This is a genomic window from Shewanella sp. WE21 (genome assembly GCF_002966515.1).
In the GTDB taxonomy this organism is placed as follows: Bacteria; Pseudomonadota; Gammaproteobacteria; order Enterobacterales; family Shewanellaceae; genus Shewanella; species Shewanella oncorhynchi.
Genome location: NZ_CP023019.1, coordinates 283,580 through 305,354 on the forward strand (window position 1 = coordinate 283,580; position 21,775 = coordinate 305,354).

General features: G+C 43.0%; 17 protein-coding genes, 1 other RNA gene and 1 pseudogene. 8 read left to right on the forward strand and 11 right to left on the reverse strand.

Translation table 11 applies throughout. The features are described from left to right. The first annotated feature begins 565 nt into the window (after positions 1-565). A complete protein-coding gene (locus CKQ84_RS01120; protein ID WP_173913134.1) occupies positions 566-3,010 on the forward strand; it encodes a TonB-dependent siderophore receptor in 2,445 nt (814 codons plus the stop codon). A 92-nt stretch (positions 3,011-3,102) separates the two neighbouring features. Here CKQ84_RS01120 and CKQ84_RS01125 read toward each other — a convergent pair whose 3' ends face one another. The 4 genes from CKQ84_RS01125 to CKQ84_RS01140 all read right to left on the reverse strand — a co-directional run bounded on the left by CKQ84_RS01125 (position 3,103) and on the right by CKQ84_RS01140 (position 8,063). Next, complete coding sequence (locus CKQ84_RS01125) at positions 3,103-4,872, reverse strand: monovalent cation:proton antiporter-2 (CPA2) family protein (protein ID WP_105249794.1); 1,770 nt, start codon at positions 4,870-4,872, stop codon at positions 3,103-3,105. A gap of 331 nt (positions 4,873-5,203) precedes the next feature. Continuing rightward, positions 5,204-6,937 (reverse strand): GGDEF domain-containing protein, encoded by a 1,734-nt coding sequence (locus CKQ84_RS01130; protein WP_105249795.1) that lies wholly within the window; start codon positions 6,935-6,937, stop codon positions 5,204-5,206. Between the two features lie 63 nt (positions 6,938-7,000). Continuing rightward, positions 7,001-7,213 carry a hypothetical protein gene (locus CKQ84_RS01135; protein WP_105249796.1) on the reverse strand — a complete coding sequence of 71 codons (213 nt, stop codon included), beginning with the start codon at positions 7,211-7,213 and terminating at the stop codon, positions 7,001-7,003. A 58-nt stretch (positions 7,214-7,271) separates the two neighbouring features. Beyond that, positions 7,272-8,063: an SAM-dependent methyltransferase gene (locus tag CKQ84_RS01140; RefSeq protein ID WP_105249797.1), complete on the reverse strand. Its 792-nt coding sequence runs from the start codon at positions 8,061-8,063 to the stop codon at positions 7,272-7,274. A 428-nt stretch (positions 8,064-8,491) separates the two neighbouring features. Between CKQ84_RS01140 and CKQ84_RS01145 the strand changes: the two genes are divergently transcribed. Further along, on the forward strand, positions 8,492-8,983 hold the full coding sequence (locus CKQ84_RS01145) for an outer membrane protein assembly factor BamE (RefSeq protein WP_028760727.1): 492 nt from the start codon (positions 8,492-8,494) through the stop codon (positions 8,981-8,983). Positions 8,984-9,072: 89 nt separating this feature from the next. Here CKQ84_RS01145 and CKQ84_RS01150 read toward each other — a convergent pair whose 3' ends face one another. Both CKQ84_RS01150 and CKQ84_RS01155 read right to left on the reverse strand, forming a co-directional pair. Next, entirely contained in the window at positions 9,073-9,405 is a 333-nt protein-coding gene (locus CKQ84_RS01150) for an RnfH family protein (protein ID WP_006080834.1), read from the reverse strand. Next, on the reverse strand, positions 9,395-9,832 hold the full coding sequence (locus CKQ84_RS01155) for a type II toxin-antitoxin system RatA family toxin (RefSeq protein WP_028760728.1): 438 nt from the start codon (positions 9,830-9,832) through the stop codon (positions 9,395-9,397). The genes CKQ84_RS01150 and CKQ84_RS01155 overlap by 11 nt, the downstream gene beginning before the upstream one ends. 278 nt (positions 9,833-10,110) lie before the next feature. On the opposite strand from CKQ84_RS01155, the gene smpB reads away from it, so the two are divergent. The 4 genes from smpB to CKQ84_RS01175 all read left to right on the forward strand — a co-directional run bounded on the left by smpB (position 10,111) and on the right by CKQ84_RS01175 (position 13,098). Next, the gene (gene smpB, locus CKQ84_RS01160) at positions 10,111-10,602 is read left to right on the forward strand and encodes an SsrA-binding protein SmpB (protein WP_006080832.1); all 492 of its coding nucleotides are present in this window, start codon (positions 10,111-10,113) and stop codon (positions 10,600-10,602) included. Positions 10,603-10,673: 71 nt separating this feature from the next. Next, positions 10,674-11,029, forward strand: a transfer-messenger RNA (tmRNA) gene (ssrA, locus tag CKQ84_RS01165). Between the two features lie 268 nt (positions 11,030-11,297). Next, a complete protein-coding gene (locus tag CKQ84_RS01170; protein ID WP_105249798.1) occupies positions 11,298-12,545 on the forward strand; it encodes an integrase domain-containing protein in 1,248 nt (415 codons plus the stop codon). 301 nt (positions 12,546-12,846) lie between these two features. After that, positions 12,847-13,098, forward strand: a complete 252-nt coding sequence (locus CKQ84_RS01175; RefSeq protein WP_105249799.1) for a helix-turn-helix domain-containing protein — start codon at positions 12,847-12,849, stop codon at positions 13,096-13,098. Between the two features lie 251 nt (positions 13,099-13,349). Here the strand turns inward: CKQ84_RS01175 and CKQ84_RS01180 are convergent. From CKQ84_RS01180 to CKQ84_RS01190, 3 genes and pseudogenes are all read right to left on the reverse strand, one after another. Further along, a pseudogene (locus tag CKQ84_RS01180) lies at positions 13,350-13,666 on the reverse strand (helix-turn-helix domain-containing protein); the annotation flags it as partial. A 177-nt stretch (positions 13,667-13,843) separates the two neighbouring features. Then, positions 13,844-17,374 (reverse strand): AAA domain-containing protein, encoded by a 3,531-nt coding sequence (locus tag CKQ84_RS01185; protein ID WP_105249800.1) that lies wholly within the window; start codon positions 17,372-17,374, stop codon positions 13,844-13,846. A 454-nt stretch (positions 17,375-17,828) separates the two neighbouring features. Beyond that, positions 17,829-18,077, reverse strand: a complete 249-nt coding sequence (locus CKQ84_RS01190; RefSeq protein ID WP_105249801.1) for a helix-turn-helix domain-containing protein — start codon at positions 18,075-18,077, stop codon at positions 17,829-17,831. 196 nt (positions 18,078-18,273) lie between these two features. Between CKQ84_RS01190 and CKQ84_RS01195 the strand changes: the two genes are divergently transcribed. Together CKQ84_RS01195 and CKQ84_RS01200 are read left to right on the forward strand one after the other, a co-directional pair. Beyond that, positions 18,274-18,465 (forward strand): hypothetical protein, encoded by a 192-nt coding sequence (locus tag CKQ84_RS01195; RefSeq protein ID WP_105249802.1) that lies wholly within the window; start codon positions 18,274-18,276, stop codon positions 18,463-18,465. A gap of 124 nt (positions 18,466-18,589) precedes the next feature. Then, positions 18,590-18,910 carry a hypothetical protein gene (locus CKQ84_RS01200; RefSeq protein WP_105249803.1) on the forward strand — a complete coding sequence of 107 codons (321 nt, stop codon included), beginning with the start codon at positions 18,590-18,592 and terminating at the stop codon, positions 18,908-18,910. A gap of 174 nt (positions 18,911-19,084) precedes the next feature. On the opposite strand, the gene CKQ84_RS01205 is transcribed toward CKQ84_RS01200, so the two are convergent. After that, the gene (locus tag CKQ84_RS01205; protein ID WP_105249804.1) at positions 19,085-19,981 is read right to left on the reverse strand and encodes a hypothetical protein; all 897 of its coding nucleotides are present in this window, start codon (positions 19,979-19,981) and stop codon (positions 19,085-19,087) included. A gap of 94 nt (positions 19,982-20,075) precedes the next feature. Then, on the reverse strand, positions 20,076-21,614 hold the full coding sequence (locus CKQ84_RS01210) for a class I SAM-dependent DNA methyltransferase (RefSeq protein ID WP_105249805.1): 1,539 nt from the start codon (positions 21,612-21,614) through the stop codon (positions 20,076-20,078). Positions 21,615-21,775: the final 161 nt, after the last annotated feature.

A 21,775-nucleotide genomic window follows, 5' to 3' on the forward strand; every position in this document is an offset into this window, starting at 1 on the left:
GAAACTTGTCAGACAACTTTACCAATCAATACGCAAAGTAATTAATTACGTAATTAAATAACCAATAGTAAATTTATTATTACATCATTTTTACTCTATTAGACCTAAGTAGAAAATGCTCAATGTTTTGAACTAACCTAGAGGTAAGTCAGATAAATTCATATAAATCATAATGATAAAGACTGTTGCTATTGCCACAAATTAAAACGACCGTTTCATTTTGACGTTTACGTAAACGAAACAAGTATCGTGTGCGATTCAAACTAAGTACCAGGTTGCGTTTCCCGATCAACAAGGTGGGATGTGATGGTTAACTCAAAAAATAAATCACTTTTTTATAAAAAAAATGAAACAAATTTGACATTACAGCGGGATGGAGCTTAGACGCGACTTTTTATGAAGCTTTTATCCTGCGAGAACCCATACCTTACTTCCTCAAATACATGCCTTTTCGTAACACTTATTCGCAGCACTGCACATTTCAACCACGACATCTGAAACATATGTTGCCAACTTAAATGCAAATCATTACTATTCGCGACCTATTTATTTGGGGGAACCATTAATGAAATCATTTCGTTTGTCACTAACTGCACTCGCCTGCCTTTCCGTTTTATCGCAAACTGCATCCGCCGAAGCTAACTCGGTATCAGCAAATACTGAAGCCAACGTTGAGCGCATCACGGTTTATGGCAGACAAAACTCAGTGGTGAAAAATTCAGGGCTAGCGACTAAATCCGACATGTCTCTCATGGAAACACCCGCTGCAGTTGTAATTGTTGACCAAGAACTGATCGAAACCCAAGGTACAGATAATCTGCAAGACTTGATCCGTAACATCAGTGGTGTGACTCAAGCGGGTAATAACTATGGCATCGGTGACAACATAGTCATCCGTGGTTTAGGCGCAAATTACACCTATGACGGTATGTATGGCGGTGCTGGCCTTGGTAACACTTTCAACCCCACGCGCTCTTTAACCAACGTTGAATCCGTAGAAGTATTAAAAGGCCCAGCGACTGGACTCTATGGCATGGGGAGTGCTGGCGGCGTCATCAATTTAATTGAGAAAAAACCGCAATTCGAGTCAAAAAACAAATTTACCGCCGAAGTTGGGCAATGGGATACCTACTCCCTTGCTCTGGATAGCACGGGCGGCCTGAATGATGATGTCGCCTACCGTTTAGTGACCAAATCCGGCCGCAGTGATGGCTATCGCGATATAGGTACAGACAGAGACGAAATCTATGGCGCCTTAAAATGGGTATTAAGTGATAGCCAAGATGTAATGCTTTCAGGTGCTTATATCAAAGATGCTATTGCCGTTGACTCTATTGGCCACCCGATTCGAATTTACAATGCCGATTCAGTCGGCGGTAAGAGCGCGGGAGAGGTCACTTGGCAGGATTTAATCAACGATCCAAGTGGTAAGGGTCTACAACTGACCGATGCACAGCGTCAGCAGTTAGCGGCCTCGTTGTCGGGCGCTGACGGCTTAAGGCCCTATTCGTTTGGTGATGCAGGGCTGATTTCACCAATGGCGAAGGACAATGAAGGCGAAGAGTTAAGATTTAAACTAACCCATAATATTTACTTCAACGATAGTCTGTTTCTTAATCAGCAATTACAGTATCGCGACTACACTTCAGGCTTCGCCCGCCAAACAGGTGCTTATAACTACGTCTACTGGAAACAAGGCAAAAACCCGATCAACACGGATCCCCGCGCGCCTTTAGTTGAAAACGGCGTGCTCTATCCTTTTGCTGCAAGACGTCAGGAATACCGTAAAGTGGATGCAGACGAGACTTCGTGGCAGTACTTTGCCGATCTACGTTATGATTTCCAAATTGGCAATATAGACAATGAATTATTGGTCAATGCCAACTATGAAGACCGTAATATTCGTTTCCAGCAATATTCTATCTTCGATGCCGATCAAATCTATAAAAACAAAGATGGCAAAATCATTTACCAAGGATCTCTGCCTTATATATACGACATCCGTAATCCTAACTGGGGCACAGGTAAATTCGAGGACTATGACCCACTCAAAACCGCTAACTATGACAAAAAAGTCAGTGCTTGGGGCGTAGGTTTACAACATGTCAGTTATCTGCCATACGGCTTTACCACGCGTATTGGTGTTGCCTTTAATGAGATTAAACAAGCCTATGAGCACTTTGGTGTTGATCCACGCTATAGCACTAGCCAATCCCAAGCGACACCAGAAGCTGATACAACAGATAACGGTATGACCTATAACCTAGGGTTAACCTACATGCCGATTGAGGATTTATCATTTTTCATCAACCATTCTAAAGGGCGAACCGCTTACAGTGTACTTGATGCAGTAAAAGATAATGCTACCGACCGAGATGATTCAGAATCAATTAGCAATGATCTAGGTATGCGCTTTAAAGCATTTGAGGATCAATTGCTTGGCTCACTGGTATTCTTTAAAAGCTCGCGTACTAATGTCGCCTATAACAACCCTGATTATACCAATGGCATATTAACCCCTAATATTCCCGTGTATTTTTACGATGGCAGCGAAGATACTCAGGGGGTCGAACTCGATCTCAATGCCCACCTGAATGATCAATGGCGCGTTAACCTTAATGGCATGTACCAAGATGCAAGGGATAAGCAAAACCCGAATGACGTCGCAAATTACGACAGCCGTCAAAAAGGTGTGCCTTATGTCACTGCCAGTGCTTGGGTTACCTATGGCGCGGATTGGTTTAGATTATCAAGCCCAATCGAGCTGAGCCTTGGTGCAAAATTTGTCGATGATCGCAGTACGCACTCAAGCTCATTTGGTATTCCAGACGGTTACGTGCCTAGCTATACCGTCGTTGACTCGGCGGTGAGCTACAACGCGGATTCTTGGAAAATCCAGTTAAACATCAATAACCTTTTCAATAAAGACTATTACAGTAAAGCCATGTTCCTCGGTGGTATGCCGGGTGAAGAACGCAACGTCAAACTGCAATACAGCTATAGCTTTTAACACTTAAACATCAGCGTTAAATTTGATGTTGTAAACCAATAAAAAAGAGAGCATTTATGCTCTCTTTTTATATCCAAATCAGAGTGACAACATTAGCTCACATTCTCCCTATCTCCACGCATAAGGGATTCCAACTCTGCCTTACCCTTATTCGATAGATTGATTAACGTCGCTAAATCATTTTGATGAGCCGCACTCGCAATCACCAGTTTCTTATCATGCTCAGCAAAGATTTTTACCCGCTCGTTGGCTTGTACCTGCGATAAACCTAGACCTTGGAGAATCTTCTCACTAGCCGATAGCGCCGAACCAAAGGTCTCACGAAATACATCCGTCACCCCAAGGCTCATCAAACGATAAGCATGGTTACGGTCCCTCGCCCGCGCGACTATGTTGATATGGGGAAAATGTGTTTTCACTTGCTGAGCAATTTCAATGGAATCCTCAACACTGTCCACGGCAAGCAATAGTAATCTAGACCGAGCAATCCCCGCCGACATCAACATGTCTAAGCGTCTGGCATCACCAAAATACACTTCACCACCGTATTTACGAATAACATCCACATGACTCGCATCCTTATCCAAGGCGACAAAAGGGATACCTGATGAGGCCAAAATACGACCCGTGATCTGGCCTACTCGACCAAATCCAGCAATCACCACTTCAGATTCGGTGACATTAATCGTATCTGGCAGACGAGTATCCACCACTTTGGCTTTAGTTGCTCGGAACAAAGTAAACAATAGAGGCGTTACTGCCATAGACAAACCAATAGCAAGCACAAGGACTTGCGCAATTTTATCGCCGACAATACCAGATAGCTGCGCCTGAGATAAAAGCACAAAGGCAAATTCACCGCCTTCTGCAAGGATCAACCCCAATGCAATACTCGGTCGCCATTTGTGGTGCCGAATGCGACCCAACACCATAAGCACAAAGGTTTTAATCAGCAACATAGCCATTAAAATACCCAGAATAAGTAACGGATCAGATATCAATAATTTCAAATCCATACTCATACCGACAGCCATGAAAAACAGCCCAAGCAATAAGCCTTTAAAAGGTTCTATGTCAGTTTCGAGCTGGTGCCGATAACTTGAGTTAGCGAGCATAATACCCGCCAAAAATGCCCCCATACCCGCGGAAAGTCCCAACCACTCCATTAACTCAGCGCTACCCATGACCAGTAATAATGCAAAAGCGGTCAGCACTTCACGCACCCCACTGCTTGCCACTAGTTTAAGGAATTTAGGCAGTAAATATTTCCCCACTAACACAAAACCAACGAGCGCAAGACAAGTCCAGTACCAAGGCACGGCATGATGTTCAATCTGAGCAGAATTGGGCGCCAAATATGCTGTCAGCAGCAACATAGGGATAACCGCAAGATCTTGCATTAACAAGACCCCAAAAGCATCACGTCCAAGTGGGGTTGTGAGCAACCTATGCTCACTCATTAACTGCACGGCAAAGGCTGTCGATGATAAAGATAGCGCGGCACCAACCACTAAAGCCGCCTCAATAGACAAACCAAAGCCCCAAGCCAAACCTCCAATCGCAGCCCATGACAACAACAGCTGACCACTGCCTAAACCAAAGATAGCACTGCGAAGTTCCCATAATTTACTTGGATTCAATTCGAGTCCAAGTACAAACAGCATAAGTACCACACCTAACTCGGCAAAATGCAACACGGCTGCAGGATCAGAAACCAACGCCATACCACCTGGGCCTAAAATAATCCCTGCGGCCAAATAGGAAAGAATAGGGCCCGCGCCAAAACGTTTACCCAAAGGAACAAAAATAACCGCCGCCAATAAAAATAGCAGCACCGACGTGAGTAAACTCGACTGTTCCATGAAGGCTCCAACGGAAAAAGGGAATGCGCATTGTTCTATGTAAGGACCCAGCAATAGCTAGGCAATTATCAGCTATGATATCCCATTTATTTATTAACAAGGTCAAGGCAATTCATTAAAAATGAGAAATTTTTGATACGAAAAACACTTAAGCGTAGGGGAAATCAACTGGAGTAACAAAGCAGAGTAAAAGTGCGCTTAGAGACACCTTAAACTGTTATCGCATTTTGTGAGTAGCTACAAAATAAAAAGCGAGCAATAAACTAAAGAAGGATAAAACCAGTAAGGGCTTGCCAACTCTGGATGAGACTAAATGCTCACTCGACTTATATTACACAGAGGGCGATGCAATATGACGCCGTAAATCAGTCGCCTGCTTGTCACATTTTAATATGTCAGAATAGCGTACTACGGTGTTGCGGCCATTGGCCTTAGCGGCATAGAGCGCCATGTCGGCTCGGTGAAATAATGGATCCAAACTCAGATCATCAGCCATTAAACCGCTCACGCCAAAACTCGCCGTTATGACGAACTTATGCCCTGAATGTTGGGTATCAATGGCCTCGATACGAGCTCGACATTGCTCCGCCACTTCCATGCCTTTCTCTTCATCGGCATAGGGTAATAAAATTGCAAACTCCTCACCGCCGATACGAGCAAAAACATCACCATTTCGGATATGGGATTTAAGGAAGTCAACCACCTTTTTAAGCGCCCAATCGCCAGTTCCATGACCAAAAGAATCGTTGATACGTTTAAAGAAATCTAAATCGAATAAAATGACACAGAAATCCCCGCTACGCGCCGTGGCTTGCACAAAAAGGTTTTCTCCCAACTCTTGCCCTGCACCACGATTCAATATGCCTGTTAAGGCATCCATTCTCGCCATACGCATAAACTTACGTTTCTGCATCTGACCTACGGCTAACAAAATCCCAAGGAAGAATAGCCCACCCACTAGAATAGTGATAAACATCAGCATATTGGTGTATTCCCGCTCTTTTACCATTTGCTGAGCGATGTAAAGTTCACGCTCTTTATTGAGTAAGTTGATTTCACGCGCCTGTTCATCGGCATTAAACTTAGCCGCCTGATAAGCGAGAGTTTTCATTCTAGATTGGTCAAAAATCAATTGATTATAATATTGTTCTTTTCTTGTGTATTCATAGGCTTGCTCAAATTGTTTATCCGCCGCCATCAGTTCGGCAAATACCTTATATGCAATATGCTTATGTTCGATGTAGCTATTATCATCGGGAAATGAAAGCACTTTAACTGCGTGACTTTTCGCTTGAACCTGCTCACCCATGGCAAAGTAATTCTCGGCAAGTAGTGCATGTACATGGCTAATTTCTAACTGAAATTGAAAAGCTTCATACCCTTTTAAAGCTAATAGCAGAATCGCTCTCGCGCCTAAAAAGTCGCCCCGCTCCTGCAAAACCATAGCTTTGCCTTTCATCGACATAGTCGCCAAAAGGGGGAATTGCTTCGCATCACAGTATTGACGGCTATCTTCGAAGGCATCGAAGGCGTCGGGATTTTTCACGCCGAGTAAATAAATAGCGCGCAACAATTTGGCATGACAAATATCGCGGACATCGGTTTCCTTTGCGAGTTGTAGCACCTTATTGGCATAAAGGCCCATATCGCTATAAGCGTCCATTTCGGAATAAATATTGGCAATTCTTAGATATGAGTGCCGTTTAATCGTAACATCATCAATATTCACCACTAGGGCTAATGCTTGAGCGACTGCAGCCAAGGCTTTGTCATAGTCACGCAGACCTATATATACCGTGGCTTTGTAACTATAAACTGACGCCAATAAATCAGTATTTGGCACTAAGGTTTCGGCTTGGTGTAGATCATCTAACGCTTTAGTATATTCACCAGTGAAAAAATAACCTATCGCTCTATCTATCCTCAGTCGTCCTTGTTGTATTGTAGTTAAACGACTGAATTCTTTCTCATATTCGGCAAGCTTTTTCTGCGCAGCACTAAGATCAGATTGCAGTAATACATCAAGCTCATTGAGTGCCTGATCAAAATCGAGAGAGTTAGCCATCAAAGCTGTCGAACACAAGGCGAAGATGGCTAATAGGGCACAACGTAACCGTTTCAAGATTAGTTAATTATTACCATGATTGACTAAAACAAATGTTTGATAATTTTGGTCGCCACTCAAAACTTTTAGTTTTGTCATATCCCCTGTCATTACAGCGCTAATTTCTTCATCAGTTAACCCATGGGCGCGCATTACGGCCTCCGGGTCCTGTTGATACGCTTCCATCAGTTGTGCATCTTGACCTAACTGGGTAAAAAAATCCGATAATGCAGACATACCTTTCCTTATTTATAAGATGACTCCCGAATTCAGCTCAGAAGTACAGCACTCACAATTAGCCTAAATCTTCAGGTCTAATGCCTAATTTAGTTAAAATAGCATAGTTGTATTCGAGTTTTTTTGCTGGCGGGATCAGTAAAGTACTGATCGGAGACAAGTTTGCCTCGGGCAGCTTACTCAACGGCAAATACTCAATTCTAGGGGCTTGAACTGGCAGATTAGCAGCTTCGTAGATCACCACTTGATGATCTCGCGGATACCATTGATTCAGTTGTTCAACCAAAATCTGCAGCCTGTCACTCGTAGTATGGAACTGAGTTAAGGTATGTTCACCAGCAATCGCAATTTGCCATAACAATAAATGGGTTGTCGGATCGGGCACATGATTAAAAAACATAAACTGGCTAGCTTCAAAACTTTGATGCCCAGAGCTGCCGGGGTCAATACCCAGATCAGCCCATAAACACGCCTCAGCCGAAATCCCCGGCTCCATCTTCGCTGAAAACCCTTCTGCCCTCGCCCGCGTAATCGCCATATGGGAAACACAGGCAAAGACTCCAGGATGACCATAGAGCGCACAAACGGTTTTTTTGCCAGCCCTCACGGCCTCCAATATAGAATTAACCATTTGTTCGTAGGTTTCTCGGCGATTTTTAACTTCACCATTTTGTGCATAAAACGGCTGTAAATTGATGACATTGGGATTAATGTTCTGGATCCAACGCTGCGAAAAACCATCGGGCAAGAGTGAAAACACGACATCAGCGTGCTCAATATAACTACGACTCATCACATTGATCTGTCCGGCCAGTTGTAAACCCGTACCTACGCAAACTAAAGAACCCAATGCATCTATCCCACTATTTTATTTCTAACACTGCAAACTCACAGCAAAAAGCCACAGTACAAGAACACAATAAAAACATATCGGTAACTTTAATCTGATTTTAATGAGATTACTATGTTTATCGCCACACATACTGCCTATCGACTTGCTAACTAATTGCTTGGCTTTAAAGAAGAAATCGCTCACATTTACTCTTTCCCAATCCAGCCAACAGTAAACCTGTACGGCTCTAGAAGCCGAAAATCATACTCTTAGCCCCATATGACTTTAGCGAATAAATATCCTTAAAGATTGAGAACTAAAGCCAACATACTGGGTCGAAAAGTCACACAATTCGATCTATGACGGTTGCAAAGCCCGATTGCCCTTGTCATAAGGGGGAATGCTTGGGTATTATGGCCGCCAGATTTTCAGAAGTAGCGCATACAATGATCAATAAAAAGCAAAGTCTTACCCTACTGGGCGCTGTGGCGCTCTCTGTTTCGCTCAGTGCCTGTAGCGTGTTCGATTGGTTGATTTATAAGCCCGACATTCCACAGGGCAACTACATGGAACCGCAACAAGTTGAAAAGTTGCGCATTGACATGACCAAAGAACAAGCCGAATACATTCTCGGCCGTCCGGTATTACGAGATAGTTTTGCTGACGATACTTGGTACTATGTGTATCACTACAAGAGTGGGCGTGATGCCAGCATTACGCATAAAGAACTCATACTGCACTTTACGGGCGATAAACTTACCTCAGTAAAAGGCGATTATGAACTGAGCAAAGAATTTAGTACGCCGCTAGAGCAAAGCAGCTTGCCAACAGGTAATAAAACTGAACTAGTGCCACAAATTCCAGCACAGCGCGCCGATGAAAAGCCATTAGTTAAAGAAAATCAAGCTGAAGCGCAAGTTCAAAAACCAATTAAGTAATATCCTAAACTTTGCTTATGCTCTTCTCAGTCAATCAAATATAAAAAAGCGCCCAAGGGCGCTTTTTTATTGAGCTATGATGTCAATATTTAAGCTCGTCCACCCGTCACTTTATTCGCGCGGCCTTCATCTTTAGCTTTATCTGCTCGGCGACGACGCACATCCTTAGGATCAGCAATCAAAGGACGATAAATCTCAACCCTTTGCCCCGGTAAAATCACTTGGTCATGTTTAACCACATTACTAAACACACCAAGCTTAACCGTGTCTAAATCGATCTCAGGAAAAAAGCTTACTATATTACTTAAACGCACCACCTCAATCGCTGACGTGCCGGGATTCACATTCACCGAAATCACTTTTTGCTGTGTAGGCAAGGCATAAACCACATCAACTACAAACTTATCTGTCTCATTTGTCACTGTAAATCACCTTAGCGCGACTCGTAAATGCCGTCACCATTGATACCATAAGATCATTAAACACTTTACCAAAGGCCATATCGGCTAACGAACTTGAAAACTCAAAACTCAGCTCGAATTCTACCTTGCAGGCCTCTTCAGTCAGCTCAGTAAAACGCCACTGCCCCAATAAATGCTTAAAGGGCCCATTTTCCAATGTTAAATCAATACTCTTACCAGGAACCACTTGGTTGCGAGTCGTAAATGTCTTACGGATCCCCGCTTTACTCACATCAACAGATGCCAGCATAGTCTTGCCATCAAATTCTAAGACTTTACCACCCACACAACCGGGTAAAAATTCCTTATACGACTCTACATCATTCACTAAGTCATACATTTGCATCGCACTAAAACGGACTAACACACTTCGAGAAATTTGCGGCATAGGACTTAGTACTCTTCACTAACGTATTCACAGCGACCTAAGCAAACTCAAACGCACGAAAATAACGCACGTGCAATAAACAACTTAGGCAAGCAATCAAAATTTGCACGGATTTTATCACGATACGTAAAAAACGCACCCCTTGTGCACTTAAGCTGATACTCAACCCCTTAATGGCGTTCAAAAAACAAGCAACAACACGATAGAGGCTTGAAATTAACTAAATAAAACCTTATATCAATACCAAATTGAATCACCGTGCGTATAATGGCGCCACTATGGTAAAGAAAAATTCAAGCAAAGCCGCGCCTGCGACTATCGCACGTAATAAGCGCGCAACCTTCGAATACCGTTTCGAAGAGAAAATGGAAGCCGGCCTATCCCTAATGGGATGGGAAGTTAAATCTATCCGTATGGGTAAGGTCAACTTGTCCGACTGTTACGTATTCCTGAAAAATGGCGAAGCCTTTATGCATGGCTGCACCATTATTCCTTTGAATACAGCATCGACACACGTTGTCTGCGATCCCCTACGTTTGAAAAAACTGCTACTCAGCCGTAAAGAGCTAGATAAACTAGCGGGCTTAGTTGAGCGCCAAGGCTACTCTATTATTCCTATCTCAATGTACTGGCGTAAAGGTGCATGGGTAAAAGTGGAAATTGGCCTAGGTAAAGGTAAGAAAGATCACGATAAGCGCGAAGATACTAAAGCGCGTGAATGGGAAGTTGAAAAAGCCCGCGTGATGAAAAAAGAAAAAACGCACGGATAATGAACAAACGATTGAACTTGAAGCAAATGATGCTAGGTGATCATAGTGCTACGGGTTACAATCAAATTCTTGGGGGCGATTCTGGATTCGACAGGATTCACGAAACCCTGGGAGCATGCCGAGGGGCGGTTGGCCTCGTAAAAAGCCGCACAGTTATAGTTGCAAACGACTCTAACCTCAAACTAGCAGCTTAGGCTAGCTAGCCATCTGACACAGGTCTCTCAAATGGGCAGTGTATACAGATGGTCATCCTACATTTGATAGCGAGGGAACTCCGTCCGGGGGTGAACCGCGAAATAGTACCGGACTCGCCCGATGAAATCCTGTCTTTCGGAGTTTATTCGGGTTAATTAAAAGAGAGACTAAGCATGTAGTGCCTTGGATGTAGGTGTTCTGGACGCGGGTTCAAGTCCCGCCGCCTCCACCAAATATAAGAACGAAGACGTCTCAGGACGTCTTTTTTCTTGCCTGAATAAAAATAAAATCAATGACTTAGCTTAATTTGCAGTCCATAGACGTCCAATAATGGTTGGTAACATCCATGCTTTTTAGTAACATCAGAAGTAACACCAGTACTTAACCTTAAAGCGTGGTGTTACTAAAAATGGTGTTATCTATTACAAATCAATACCTTATATAAGTATTAATTTTAGTAACACTGAGTATCAACAAAATACTGGTGCTAAGGTGTTGTTATGGCAAGACTTGCTAAGCCTCTATCTGATACAGAGATCAAAACTGCTAAACCAAAAGATAAGGAATACAACCTTGCCGATGGTAGTGGTCTACAAATCAGAATTAAGCCAAATGGCTCGAAACTCTGGCTACTTAACTACTCACACCCAATAACGAAAAAACGCCAAAACCTTAGCCTAGGCTCTTATCCTGATATCTCACTATTATCAGCTCGTAAGCTCGCACAAGAAGCTCGAACTCTTATTGCCCATGGCACAGACCCTAAAGCCCATAGAGAAGAGCAAATGGCAGCAAAAGCGGCCATAGTCGAGCATACTTTTGGCAGAATTTCCACTGAATGGTTTGATCAAAAAAAAGACGCTATAACAGAAGATCACGCGGCAGCGACCTGGCGTTCCTTTAAACGTCACCTACTGCCTTCACTAAAAGACATTCCTATCAGTCAAATTACTGCCCCTATGGTTATTACATTCCTAAGACCAATAGAAGCAAAGGGAAATTTAGAAACGGTAAAGCGACTCGCGCAGAGGCTTAATGAAGTTATGATCTATGCCGTCAATACAGGGTTAATTCCTGCAAACCCATTGTCAGGAATTAAGGCCATTTTCAAAAAGCCTCGCAAAGAACACTTAGCAGCTATGAAGCCAAGTGAATTACCCGAATTAATGCAAGCAATTGCCAACGCAAGCATTAAAAAAGTGACACGCTTTTTAATTGAATGGCAACTACACACCATGACTCGCCCAAACGAAGCGGCTGCTGCTCGTTGGGATGAAATCAATTTTGAAGAGCGTATTTGGCATATCCCTTCGACAAGAATGAAAATGCGTCGTGATCACATCATTCCACTGACAGAGCAAACATTAGCCCTACTACAAGCAATTAAACCAATCTCAGGACATAGAGAATTTATCTTTCCTGCAGAAAGAGACCCAAAAACTCACTGTAATGTACAAACAGCCAATGCAGCTTTAGTACGGATGGGATTAAAGAACAGAACAACCGCTCATGGTTTTAGATCGCTTGCCAGTACTACACTCAATGAGCAAGGATTTGATCCTGACGTAATAGAGGCGGCCCTTGCTCACACGGATAAAAACCAAGTACGTAGTGCCTATAACCGCAGTATTTACCTTGAGCGCCGCCGAGTGATGATGACATGGTGGAGTGAGTACATCATGGATGCAGCTAAAGGAAACGTAAGCCTTGCGCATAATGCCAGAAACTTGCGACTTGTAGCCCAATGAAATAGCTCTTTCCTTTATTTAAAGCTACAACATAAGTAAGGGGCTGCCATATGGCAGCCCCTTACTTATGTATTCCACTATCAAATAACCTTAGTGGGTAGACAAAGAACCACACTGAGGGCATCGAGCATTCTGGCTCTCAGAGAAGAATGTTGCACCACAATCCTCACAAACCATACTGTACCGAGCATTACACTGTTTAATTATCCTGATCACTTTCATACATTCCTACTCCTTCATTTAATGTAAAAACAAAATATCCCAAAATGGGATATCTTGCAACTTACTCTAATATCCGAGCATGAAAAAAATATGGTCGGATCGCGAAGAAGCTTTGCGTAATGAACTGAAAGCCATGCGTAAAATGGCTGGGTTCAATCAAAGTGAACTTGCTCTTAAATTAGGAAAGCCCCAAAGTTTCGTATCCAAGTATGAGAGCGGGGAACGTCAACTCAAAATCTTAGAGCTTGAGCAGGTTTGCCTTGCCTGTGGCACATCGGCACATACATTTTTGAAAGGCTTTAGTGAGGAATATCCAGTCACTTACGCATAAAAAGCCCCAATCAAGGGGCTTTTTATTTATATCTATTTTCTCGTAAAATAATAAATTTGCGTCTTAGTCACAAATTTTGAATAGTGCAACTTAATGACTATGAATTCTAATATTTTCAATGGCATTAATTTCTTTCCAACGCCTTATTAAAGTGACCACACATGGGTTCCCTGCAAGCAGATTCATACGAACCCAATCAACATCTAATAAATCTGCAAGTAGCCCAATGTCCAATTCACCTTTTAAGGTGTGCCACTTGCGGAGATAAAAATCCCTTGTTTGCGAAGCTCGTTACTGGTGCGAGACTGCCCATGGGCAGGAAACGCGACAGCATGCGTTAAAACAGCATTTTCGGTTGTACCATCAACACGATTCTTGAGGTTAGGTGTTCTTCTGAACTGATTTATCAACGACTCAACACCGCCGTTTTCAACCAGCTCTTGATATTGTAGAAAGTATCACGGGAAAGCCCCATGACTTTACAAGCTTTAGACATGTTCCCCTATTCTTCAGCGAGATTGAGCAAACCAGCTTTGTGTTTAATTATGGGATTGTTAGTATGAAGCATGAGAGTTACCCATTTTGATTAAAGTTTCGACACCTTTGTCAAAGTGGGTAACTCTCATCTTTTCAAGATGATGTGTCAGATCTAATCTGAACTAATACAACTAATTATTTGGTAAGTACCCACGTTTCACCACTTAAATATTTTCCATAAAAATTCAAAGTGATATAAACACCTAATTTAATTGTCATTCTTTACATAACGTTGTTCCAAGCTAGCACAGATCATATTGATTTCCCCTTTCAACATTGCATCTCGATATACTATCGATGTGTCGTATCGTTGGTATTTTTCCTCCCGAGAGGCGCTAAACCAGTTAAAGGAACCTACGCACAGTAACCCCTCATCACCAATCACAATCTTACTGTGTACGCGGTTAACCAGCTTCGTCACAATTCCCATCTCGCTCAGTTTCATTACGGCATCATTCAGGCGCTGCTGCTTCTCTTTGCGTTTTTCATAATCGGCATGCTCGATATTAAAGCTTTTATCCGTCACCACAGTAATATCGATGCCTCGATCACGTGCCTGGGCCATCGATTCCAGAAAACCGGTTTGCTCCAGCTTTTGCCAGGTGAGCCACGGGGAAACGATAGTAATGCTCTTATCAATGGCGTCAAAAGTCTGATTCAGAAACACATCATGTTGCTCCACCCCATGCAAAGTAGAAACCTGCGTTTGTGATGAACTTAAATCCTGGCGCTTTGGGAACTCAAACTGCAAGGCATTGCTGGTGGAAGCAAACAGGTATTGCGCCAACAATCCACGCGGGGAAGATCCAGGTTGGATTTCAAACAGATCCATATCACCAAAGACAAGAAAGCTATCTTTAGCACGTGAAACAGCGACGTTCAGCATGCTGCTGTCGCTATCGATAAACCAGCCATCTTCATGTTTCGAATAAACGGGAGAGAACAGCACGATCGCCCGTTCCGCCCCCTGCAATGAATGAACAGTTCCCACGGTCAGCGAATTTTCATCGTCATTACAATTAATATCTAGTTTGTGTAGTGACGATTTAATCGTGCTGACCTGCGCCGAAAATGGAGTTACAACGCCGACTAATTCATGTAAAGGTTTATCATAATAGCGTTCAATTTCGTCTTTATGAGCCGCAAGCCAAGCTGCTATCATCTCAGCTTCAAAAGCGTTGTAGCGACTTCCGCCACTTGCCCGCATACCTTTACCATCAATGTGCAAATAACCCATGGCAGGGAATATCGTTCTTTTTTCTTCCCCTCGTTTGGGCTGCAACTTACCGTGATAGCAAAGGGTATTACAGTAGCCAATGATATTATCGAAACAGCGTCGGTGTTCATACAGATACATCCCCCTCGCTAGGTCCGGATCGTACTGATAGCGCGAGTTGAATTGGGCGACCTTCATGACACTGCCAGACGCAGCGCTTTTTCCTGAGTCACACGCCAGTGCATAAGCTTCAATAAGTTCTTCCTGAGTACCTCGTGGAAGGATATTCTCCTCAACCATATTGCCAATATCAATGGCAGGCAGACTGTTCCAGATAGGCGCAATCTGTTCTGTGTCACCAATAACCAAAGCTTTTTTCGCCAGCGCGAAGGAAGCAGCCGCGATCTCAGGAAGCACCTGTCCCGCTTCATCAACAATGAGTAAGTCTGCAAGGTTATAAAAATAGCTTGCGTTATACGGCTTCCCTTCTCCTGCAAATTCACTAGTTTTCATATGACTAGGTAACATATAGCAAGTCATCACCACGCAAGGAGTAAGCTTCATTCTTCGCCGCCAGCGGGCCTTAACACTTTTAGCACCAGTACGCCTTTTTTCTTTTTGAAGATTATCGATTGCAGCCATATCCATCAACCAGCGGCCTTCCCAGTAATGCGTCGCCAGCAGAAACGCAGGGAATCGCAGTTGGGTATCGGCAAGTTCATCGACTTCGCTCAAACTCAGCTCCGCCTCGTCGGCATATCCCAGTGAATGGGCAAGCCCACGCCAGCGTATGGCCGCTTCGTTTTCACGTCGGGAAATGTCCTCAGCTACATCAATCAGCTGCTGGTACTCAGCCTGCTCTTTAAGCACTTGGGCAATCAGACCATCAATAAATACATCTATTCCATCAGGCAAAGAGCCTTGGAATGCTGCCATCCTTGCACCAAAAGTAGCATCCAAAAAAAGGCTCATTTTATAGTGACGTTTGGTGCGCACAGCGGGGAGCCAGGAGAAAAGTGCGAACATCATCGACTCACCAGCGCGATATTGCTGCCACTGTTTTTTGCCCTGTGTTAATAGCGAGATTTCACTGGTGCTATTGCGCAGTAACGTGCTCTTGTCCTGAATATACTGCTCGAGATCGTCGCTGATAACGCGACGTTGCTGGCGGATACCATTAAGCAAGTCCCATGCGGGCTCGATCAACTTAAGCTGTACAGAGAGCCCAGCTAAACGCGCATGTAAGAGAGCCACAACCTGTTCAGGGGTACGAAACTCCTCTCCAGCAAAGGCCGCCATTGCCTTTTCAAGATAATAAACCCGCGCATCTTCAATATATTCCAAAGATTCAGCACGGTTAAAAAAGTCCTCGGTCTGATATTTTTTCGCCGCATCAGCCCTGCGGCCTGAAGATGGGAAATAAGCGCCAAAACTTTTTACGTCAGGTAGCCAACGTCCGGCCATTGGTCCTATGCCAGTAGAAAAATCTTTACCGAAAGCTTCGATAATGTTGGTTACCGCCTGATTGTTGGTTGAAGTAGCAATCACTATTGGCGGTTCGGTTTTATTAAGCGCCGCCATTGTCCATTCAGTAGCAATAATAGAGAGTACCAGCGTCGTTTTTCCGGTACCCGGAGGACCATTCACAGCCAATATATCGCCCGACTGTTGAGTGAGATAATGGCTCAGGGCGTCACGCTGTGCGACAGCCAACGGAAACTTATCACTGGCATGCCCCAGACGCTTACTGAACATGGCATTACTGGTAAGGAGTGGCTCGACAGGAGGCATCTCTTTTGAAGCAAAGCGCGTCAGTAACGGAACCTCTTTTTTGCACGACAGCAGATGATCGTACATGGGCAGAATATGGATACTGGCCCCACCGGGCTGGTTGGTCTTAATTACATATCCATATCCCGCCTGTTCATATTGATCAGGTGAAGCAAGCCATTGTCCGGAAACATTTTTTAAAAGTTCATCTGACTGTTTGAGGTATGTTTGCCACAGTTGTTGATATCGGGCATGTCGTTCCGCCCTTTGTTCGTCAGTTTCCTCACGTTGTGCATCTTCATCATCGGGAGCAATAGTGATTGAATCATGTGTGGTTTTGTATTTGTCATACAGCTCCATATCACCAATAGAGAAAGTGCCTTGGGGAAGAGGCTCAAGCAAATCTCGAGGAATAGTGGCGGAAGATGTAGGGAACAAAAAACCTTCACGATTTAGTAGAGCGAAGGTAACCAGGGGAGTAACAATTCCCGGAGCGCCTGCAGCTCTTTCTTTGCCATGTTTTAACAGGCGGATCCATACCTGTGGCCGTAACAACACTTTGACAGTCTTAACCTCATCGCTTTCACCTACGAAGAACGATTGAACAAGTTCCTCATCTAACCTTCCCGTCGCTGTGTCAGTCCATGGTGTGAATATATCTACATCTTTACGCTCAAATGCCCCTTTTCCAGACTCGGCATCAGCTAAGGTGTTACGCCAGTATGAAGTGAATCCCTGTGTATTTTGGTCCATTAACTATCCAACGACTACAATCTGTTGATTTAATGAAAATATTCTCGCATATTTTCATTAAATCAAATACAACCGCAACAGGATATTTGCGTCAATATCTGCATAAAATGAAGGAATAAAGCGAAAATCACTATCACAGCATTTATTAATTTTGCATATTATCCAACTAAACCGTAGCAGTCAGTCCAATAATTATGTCACATCACTATTAGAGTAAATGTACAAGTAGATGTGAAGTGAAGTAAGACCTTATCAATATCACCAAAAACTAAGATCTCAGAATAAGGAAAACGAACATATGTGATCACAGTGATTTTGGCTATAAGGCCAACCAAGAATGAAGCCAATATATAGTTCTCAACTCAAACATAAACTAGTTTTGCCTTTCGAAAGCCTGAATATTCAATATTCCAAGACGTATCAAAGTAAATTACAGGTAAATAAAGTATCAATTTCAGTGCAAACCATAAAGCCTCTCTGCCGTTATCCATAAATCCGATGGATTGCAATTTAGCGCTTGGGCCAGTTTCCACACTGAAGCTATAGAAGCCTTAGCCACACCGCGTTCAACACTCGATACAAATGATCTAGCAAGTTCAGCCTTATCCGCTAGTTCCTCTTGGTTAAAACCTAACTCGACACGACGCAACTTAACCGCTCGGCCGAAGGCCATCCCCATCTTTAACACTTCATCATCATTCACTTGAGAACTCCAGGGCATTGAATACTGGATAATTCTCAAGCACTACCTATAGACAAACCACGCTACAAAGGATACATTCAGACCTGTATAGATGTCATTTTGATATTTAATGTCTAGAAAATGCTTCTATTGCAAGTAAGCATCTTCTTTCAAGACCTGTGATGTCGTTAAACACGATTTTTAAAAGGAGTTATACATGTCTGTCGTAAAAACCATGTCAATCATAGGAATGGTGTTTTTCCCTTTATGCCTCATTCTTGCCTCTGCATTTGCGGAAGTTGATTTAGAAGCTTCTGCCGGATGGGGGATATTTTCAGCGTTATACGGGATTGGATACTCAATCACCGTTTTCGTCCAAACCAAAAAGCTCACTAATAGTGCCTTGTAATGATTCATCTACGTCCTTTGGTAAAGCAAAGGGCGTAGGTCTAGGACATTGAAAATCAATTTGGTTTAAAACAGGTTGATAGAGTTCAACGATACTCTGACATACAGTAAAAAGTGTGGTTTATATGAATAAAACATTGGTTATTTTAGCTTTTACTTTGATGATTTTTGGCTGTGGGAACTCGCAGCCTACCATTGAAATTACTTACGAATATCAAACAACATTTGGCTATACGTACCCAAGTATCAACGTCAAAGCAATTAGCGATACTGTAACGATAAACAAAGTTATCATAAACAGGGGAAATTGTGGCGGCACCATAATGTCGGGACTCCCTAAATTACTTAAATTTGGAGAATCGATTTCAGTGATAGCCAATGGTAATTGTGATGTAAAACAAGTCGATGTTCTTACCGATGATGGCGATTGGTCTGTTACGTTTTGATATCTCATTACCCACTAATTGGACATGTAGGCACTTCCTATTAGTGGGTCTTTATTACTGGATTAAATACCGCCCTAATCACTTTACAAGCGTCACTCAATAAACCTAACATCTTAAAAACAATAATTTTCATGCGCTTATAATCAATATTTCTAACAATAACGGTGTAATCCTCTATGTTAAAGACTTAAGTGCCTCTTCGAATTTCAACACTATGCGAGAATGCTCCGCGTGACTTTGAGTACGCATTTGATCAGCCATATTCAGCCATAGATCAATAGCGGCACGGTGCCCAAATTTGTCGGTTTCAGGATCGACACCCTCCAAATATTTATCAGGGTTGGAAATTAACTCTTCAATTGAAACACGACCTTTTACCTTTAGCCGGAAAGCGTCTTGTGACCCATAATCGTAAACTGGCAATTTTTGCCCTTGCGCAACAGGCTCAAGCACTTTGGGTGCTACGTATGAACCATAAACGATCGCATACCTTCTCAGCATGGAAGCCAAATTTGCGGCCAAATAACCTCTACAGTGCCAGTAACAAATACGATCATAATGGACCAATTCAAAGCGATATATATTGCGTTGATTAACCTCTCCCACGGGAACAGATATCACCAATACCCCAGAGTCATCAGGATAAAATAAGTTACTGCTGGTGGGCATGTACAAGGTTGCCCGCAAAGGTAGTTGCGATTTAAGTGCAATACTTTTTAGGTAGGCATCAAATCCTTGAGGATTTTTATAAAAGGAATGCGGCTCGTAAACCACATCACTAGCGCAATCCAACCAATCTCTATTGATACCAAAAAGCTGCGCCGCTTTTTCCATCAGATCAGAAGTTAAGACCTTAGTAAGTGATTCTGCACAGTGACAATCGGCAATGCTTAGACCATGGCCAAATAAATCGGGAATTTGACTTGGCTTGACACCGTGGGCATTGAATAATGCAAGAAATCGGCTGGCAGAAGTCTCTGATTCAGCTTGCTTTAAAAACTTTTTGATGTAATGAGCAATCTTTTCAGCAAATTGTAAACCGCTTAAAAATTCACTAATCCCTATCGCCATCATCACTCCCTGATTTAGAAAGATTTAGTACAAAAAGCCTCCGCATATGCGAAGGCTAAGAAACTACTGATATGTTACAAGGCCGTAAAAAGCCTTACTTTTTGTAACTTAATCCAACAGCAACATCTTTGAACGCTGCTAACGCAGCTTCTAAATGATCAATTATCTCTTGTTGCAGGATTGCTGGTGCTGGCAGGTTGTCCAAATTATCTAAGCTGTCATCTTTAAGCCAAAACACATCCAAACTCGCTTTATCGCGATTGATTAGTTCATCGTAGCTGTAATACTTGAAACGTTCATTTTCTTCACGTTCATGGCGGTTTTCAGGTTTATAACATTGAATGAACTCTTTAAGATCACTCAGCATCATTGGGCGTTGTTTAAGGGTGAAATGCTTATTCGTTCTTAAGTCATAAAACCAAATACCTTTGGTGTGCACTTTTTCATCACGGGCAGCGTTATCAAAAAACACTACGTTCGCTTTCACGCCATTGGCATAAAAAATCCCTGTTGGTAGACGTAAAATAGTGTGGACATCACAGTTATTTAGCCATTTACGGCGAATACGTTCACCTGCGCCACCTTCAAACAAAACGTTATCAGGTAATACAACGGCGGCTTTACCAGTATCTTTGAGACTCGAGACAATATGCTGTAAAAAATTAAGCTGTTTGTTGGTGGTGGTCGCCCAAAAGTCTTGGCGCTCATAGGTTAAGGCTTCTTTGTCTTCACCACCTTCAGCATTGGTAATTGTCATACTACTTTTTTTACCAAACGGTGGGTTGGCTAAAACGTAATCAACCTTGTCGTCACCTTTGATTGCCGTCAATAAGGCATCCGCGCGTTCCACTTTCGGCTCACCATCAATGCTACCGATGTTGTGTAAAAACAAATTCATTAAACACATGCGGCGAGTTGAAGGCACAATCTCATTACCAAAGAAGGTATCATCACGTAAAAACTTCACTTGGTCTTTGTTGAGCTTGGATTTGGCAATCGTGCTGGCGTTATCTTTAGCAGGGTTCCAGTGGCTCATACCTTTTTCAATCCACTGACTATCACCATATGTGATCCAATCACTGGCACTCAAAAAGAAGCCGCCCGTACCACAGGCAGGATCTAAAATCGTTTTCTTAGGCTCAGGGCGCACACACGCCAGCATGGCATCAATTAATGGACGTGGAGTAAAGTACTGACCTGCTCCACTTTTAGTATCTTCGGCGTTCTTTTGCAGCAAGCCTTCGTATAAATCGCCTTTGGCATCTGCATCCAGGCTGATCCAGCTCTCTTCATCAATCATTTTAACAATGCGCGACAACTTAGCTGGGTCGGGGATTTTGTTTTCAGACTTATAAAAAATAGCTCCCAACATGCCAGGAGCATCTGCAAGTTTTTTTAATACTCTACGGTATTGATCTTCCAGCGCTTCTCCGGTCAGGCCTGTTAATGAATCCCAGTTATAGTTACTCGGTACTTTGGTATCGCGTGAATAAGGAGGCTGTGAGTATTCATGGGCCATTTTGAGAAACAGCAAGAAGGTTAACTGCTCTAAGTAATCACCATAACCAACACCATCATCACGTAAGGTATGACAATAATTCCAAACTTTTTGTACTAATGCTGGGGCGTTCATTTTTACTATCCAAACCTGATTGACTGCGCTTAGGATTATTGCAGTCTAAAAGCGTGGGATTATACAGATTTTTGGCAGAATTAATCGTGTCTTATACGCGGTTCAGCTGCTTAGAGGGCTCTGGCTAACTTTTGAACACAGTGAAGGCAAAATCTATTTGC

Bases quoted from the DNA above. Each gene is read 5' to 3' on its own strand.
- CKQ84_RS01185 (WP_105249800.1), bottom strand. From the start codon at position 17,374: ATGGACCAAAATACACAGGGATTCACTTCATACTGGCGTAACACCTTA.
- CKQ84_RS01125 (WP_105249794.1), bottom strand. From the start codon at position 4,872: ATGGAACAGTCGAGTTTACTCACGTCGGTGCTGCTATTTTTATTGGCG.
- CKQ84_RS01170 (WP_105249798.1), top strand. From the start codon at position 11,298: ATGGCAAGACTTGCTAAGCCTCTATCTGATACAGAGATCAAAACTGCT.
- CKQ84_RS01200 (WP_105249803.1), top strand. From the start codon at position 18,590: ATGAATAAAACATTGGTTATTTTAGCTTTTACTTTGATGATTTTTGGC.
- smpB (WP_006080832.1), top strand. From the start codon at position 10,111: ATGGTAAAGAAAAATTCAAGCAAAGCCGCGCCTGCGACTATCGCACGT.
- CKQ84_RS01120 (WP_173913134.1), top strand. From the start codon at position 566: ATGAAATCATTTCGTTTGTCACTAACTGCACTCGCCTGCCTTTCCGTT.
- CKQ84_RS01175 (WP_105249799.1), top strand. From the start codon at position 12,847: ATGAAAAAAATATGGTCGGATCGCGAAGAAGCTTTGCGTAATGAACTG.
- CKQ84_RS01145 (WP_028760727.1), top strand. From the start codon at position 8,492: ATGATCAATAAAAAGCAAAGTCTTACCCTACTGGGCGCTGTGGCGCTC.
- CKQ84_RS01155 (WP_028760728.1), bottom strand. From the start codon at position 9,832: ATGCCGCAAATTTCTCGAAGTGTGTTAGTCCGTTTTAGTGCGATGCAA.
- CKQ84_RS01210 (WP_105249805.1), bottom strand. From the start codon at position 21,614: ATGAACGCCCCAGCATTAGTACAAAAAGTTTGGAATTATTGTCATACC.
- CKQ84_RS01130 (WP_105249795.1), bottom strand. From the start codon at position 6,937: ATGGCTAACTCTCTCGATTTTGATCAGGCACTCAATGAGCTTGATGTA.
- CKQ84_RS01195 (WP_105249802.1), top strand. From the start codon at position 18,274: ATGTCTGTCGTAAAAACCATGTCAATCATAGGAATGGTGTTTTTCCCT.
- CKQ84_RS01135 (WP_105249796.1), bottom strand. From the start codon at position 7,213: ATGTCTGCATTATCGGATTTTTTTACCCAGTTAGGTCAAGATGCACAA.
- CKQ84_RS01205 (WP_105249804.1), bottom strand. From the start codon at position 19,981: ATGGCGATAGGGATTAGTGAATTTTTAAGCGGTTTACAATTTGCTGAA.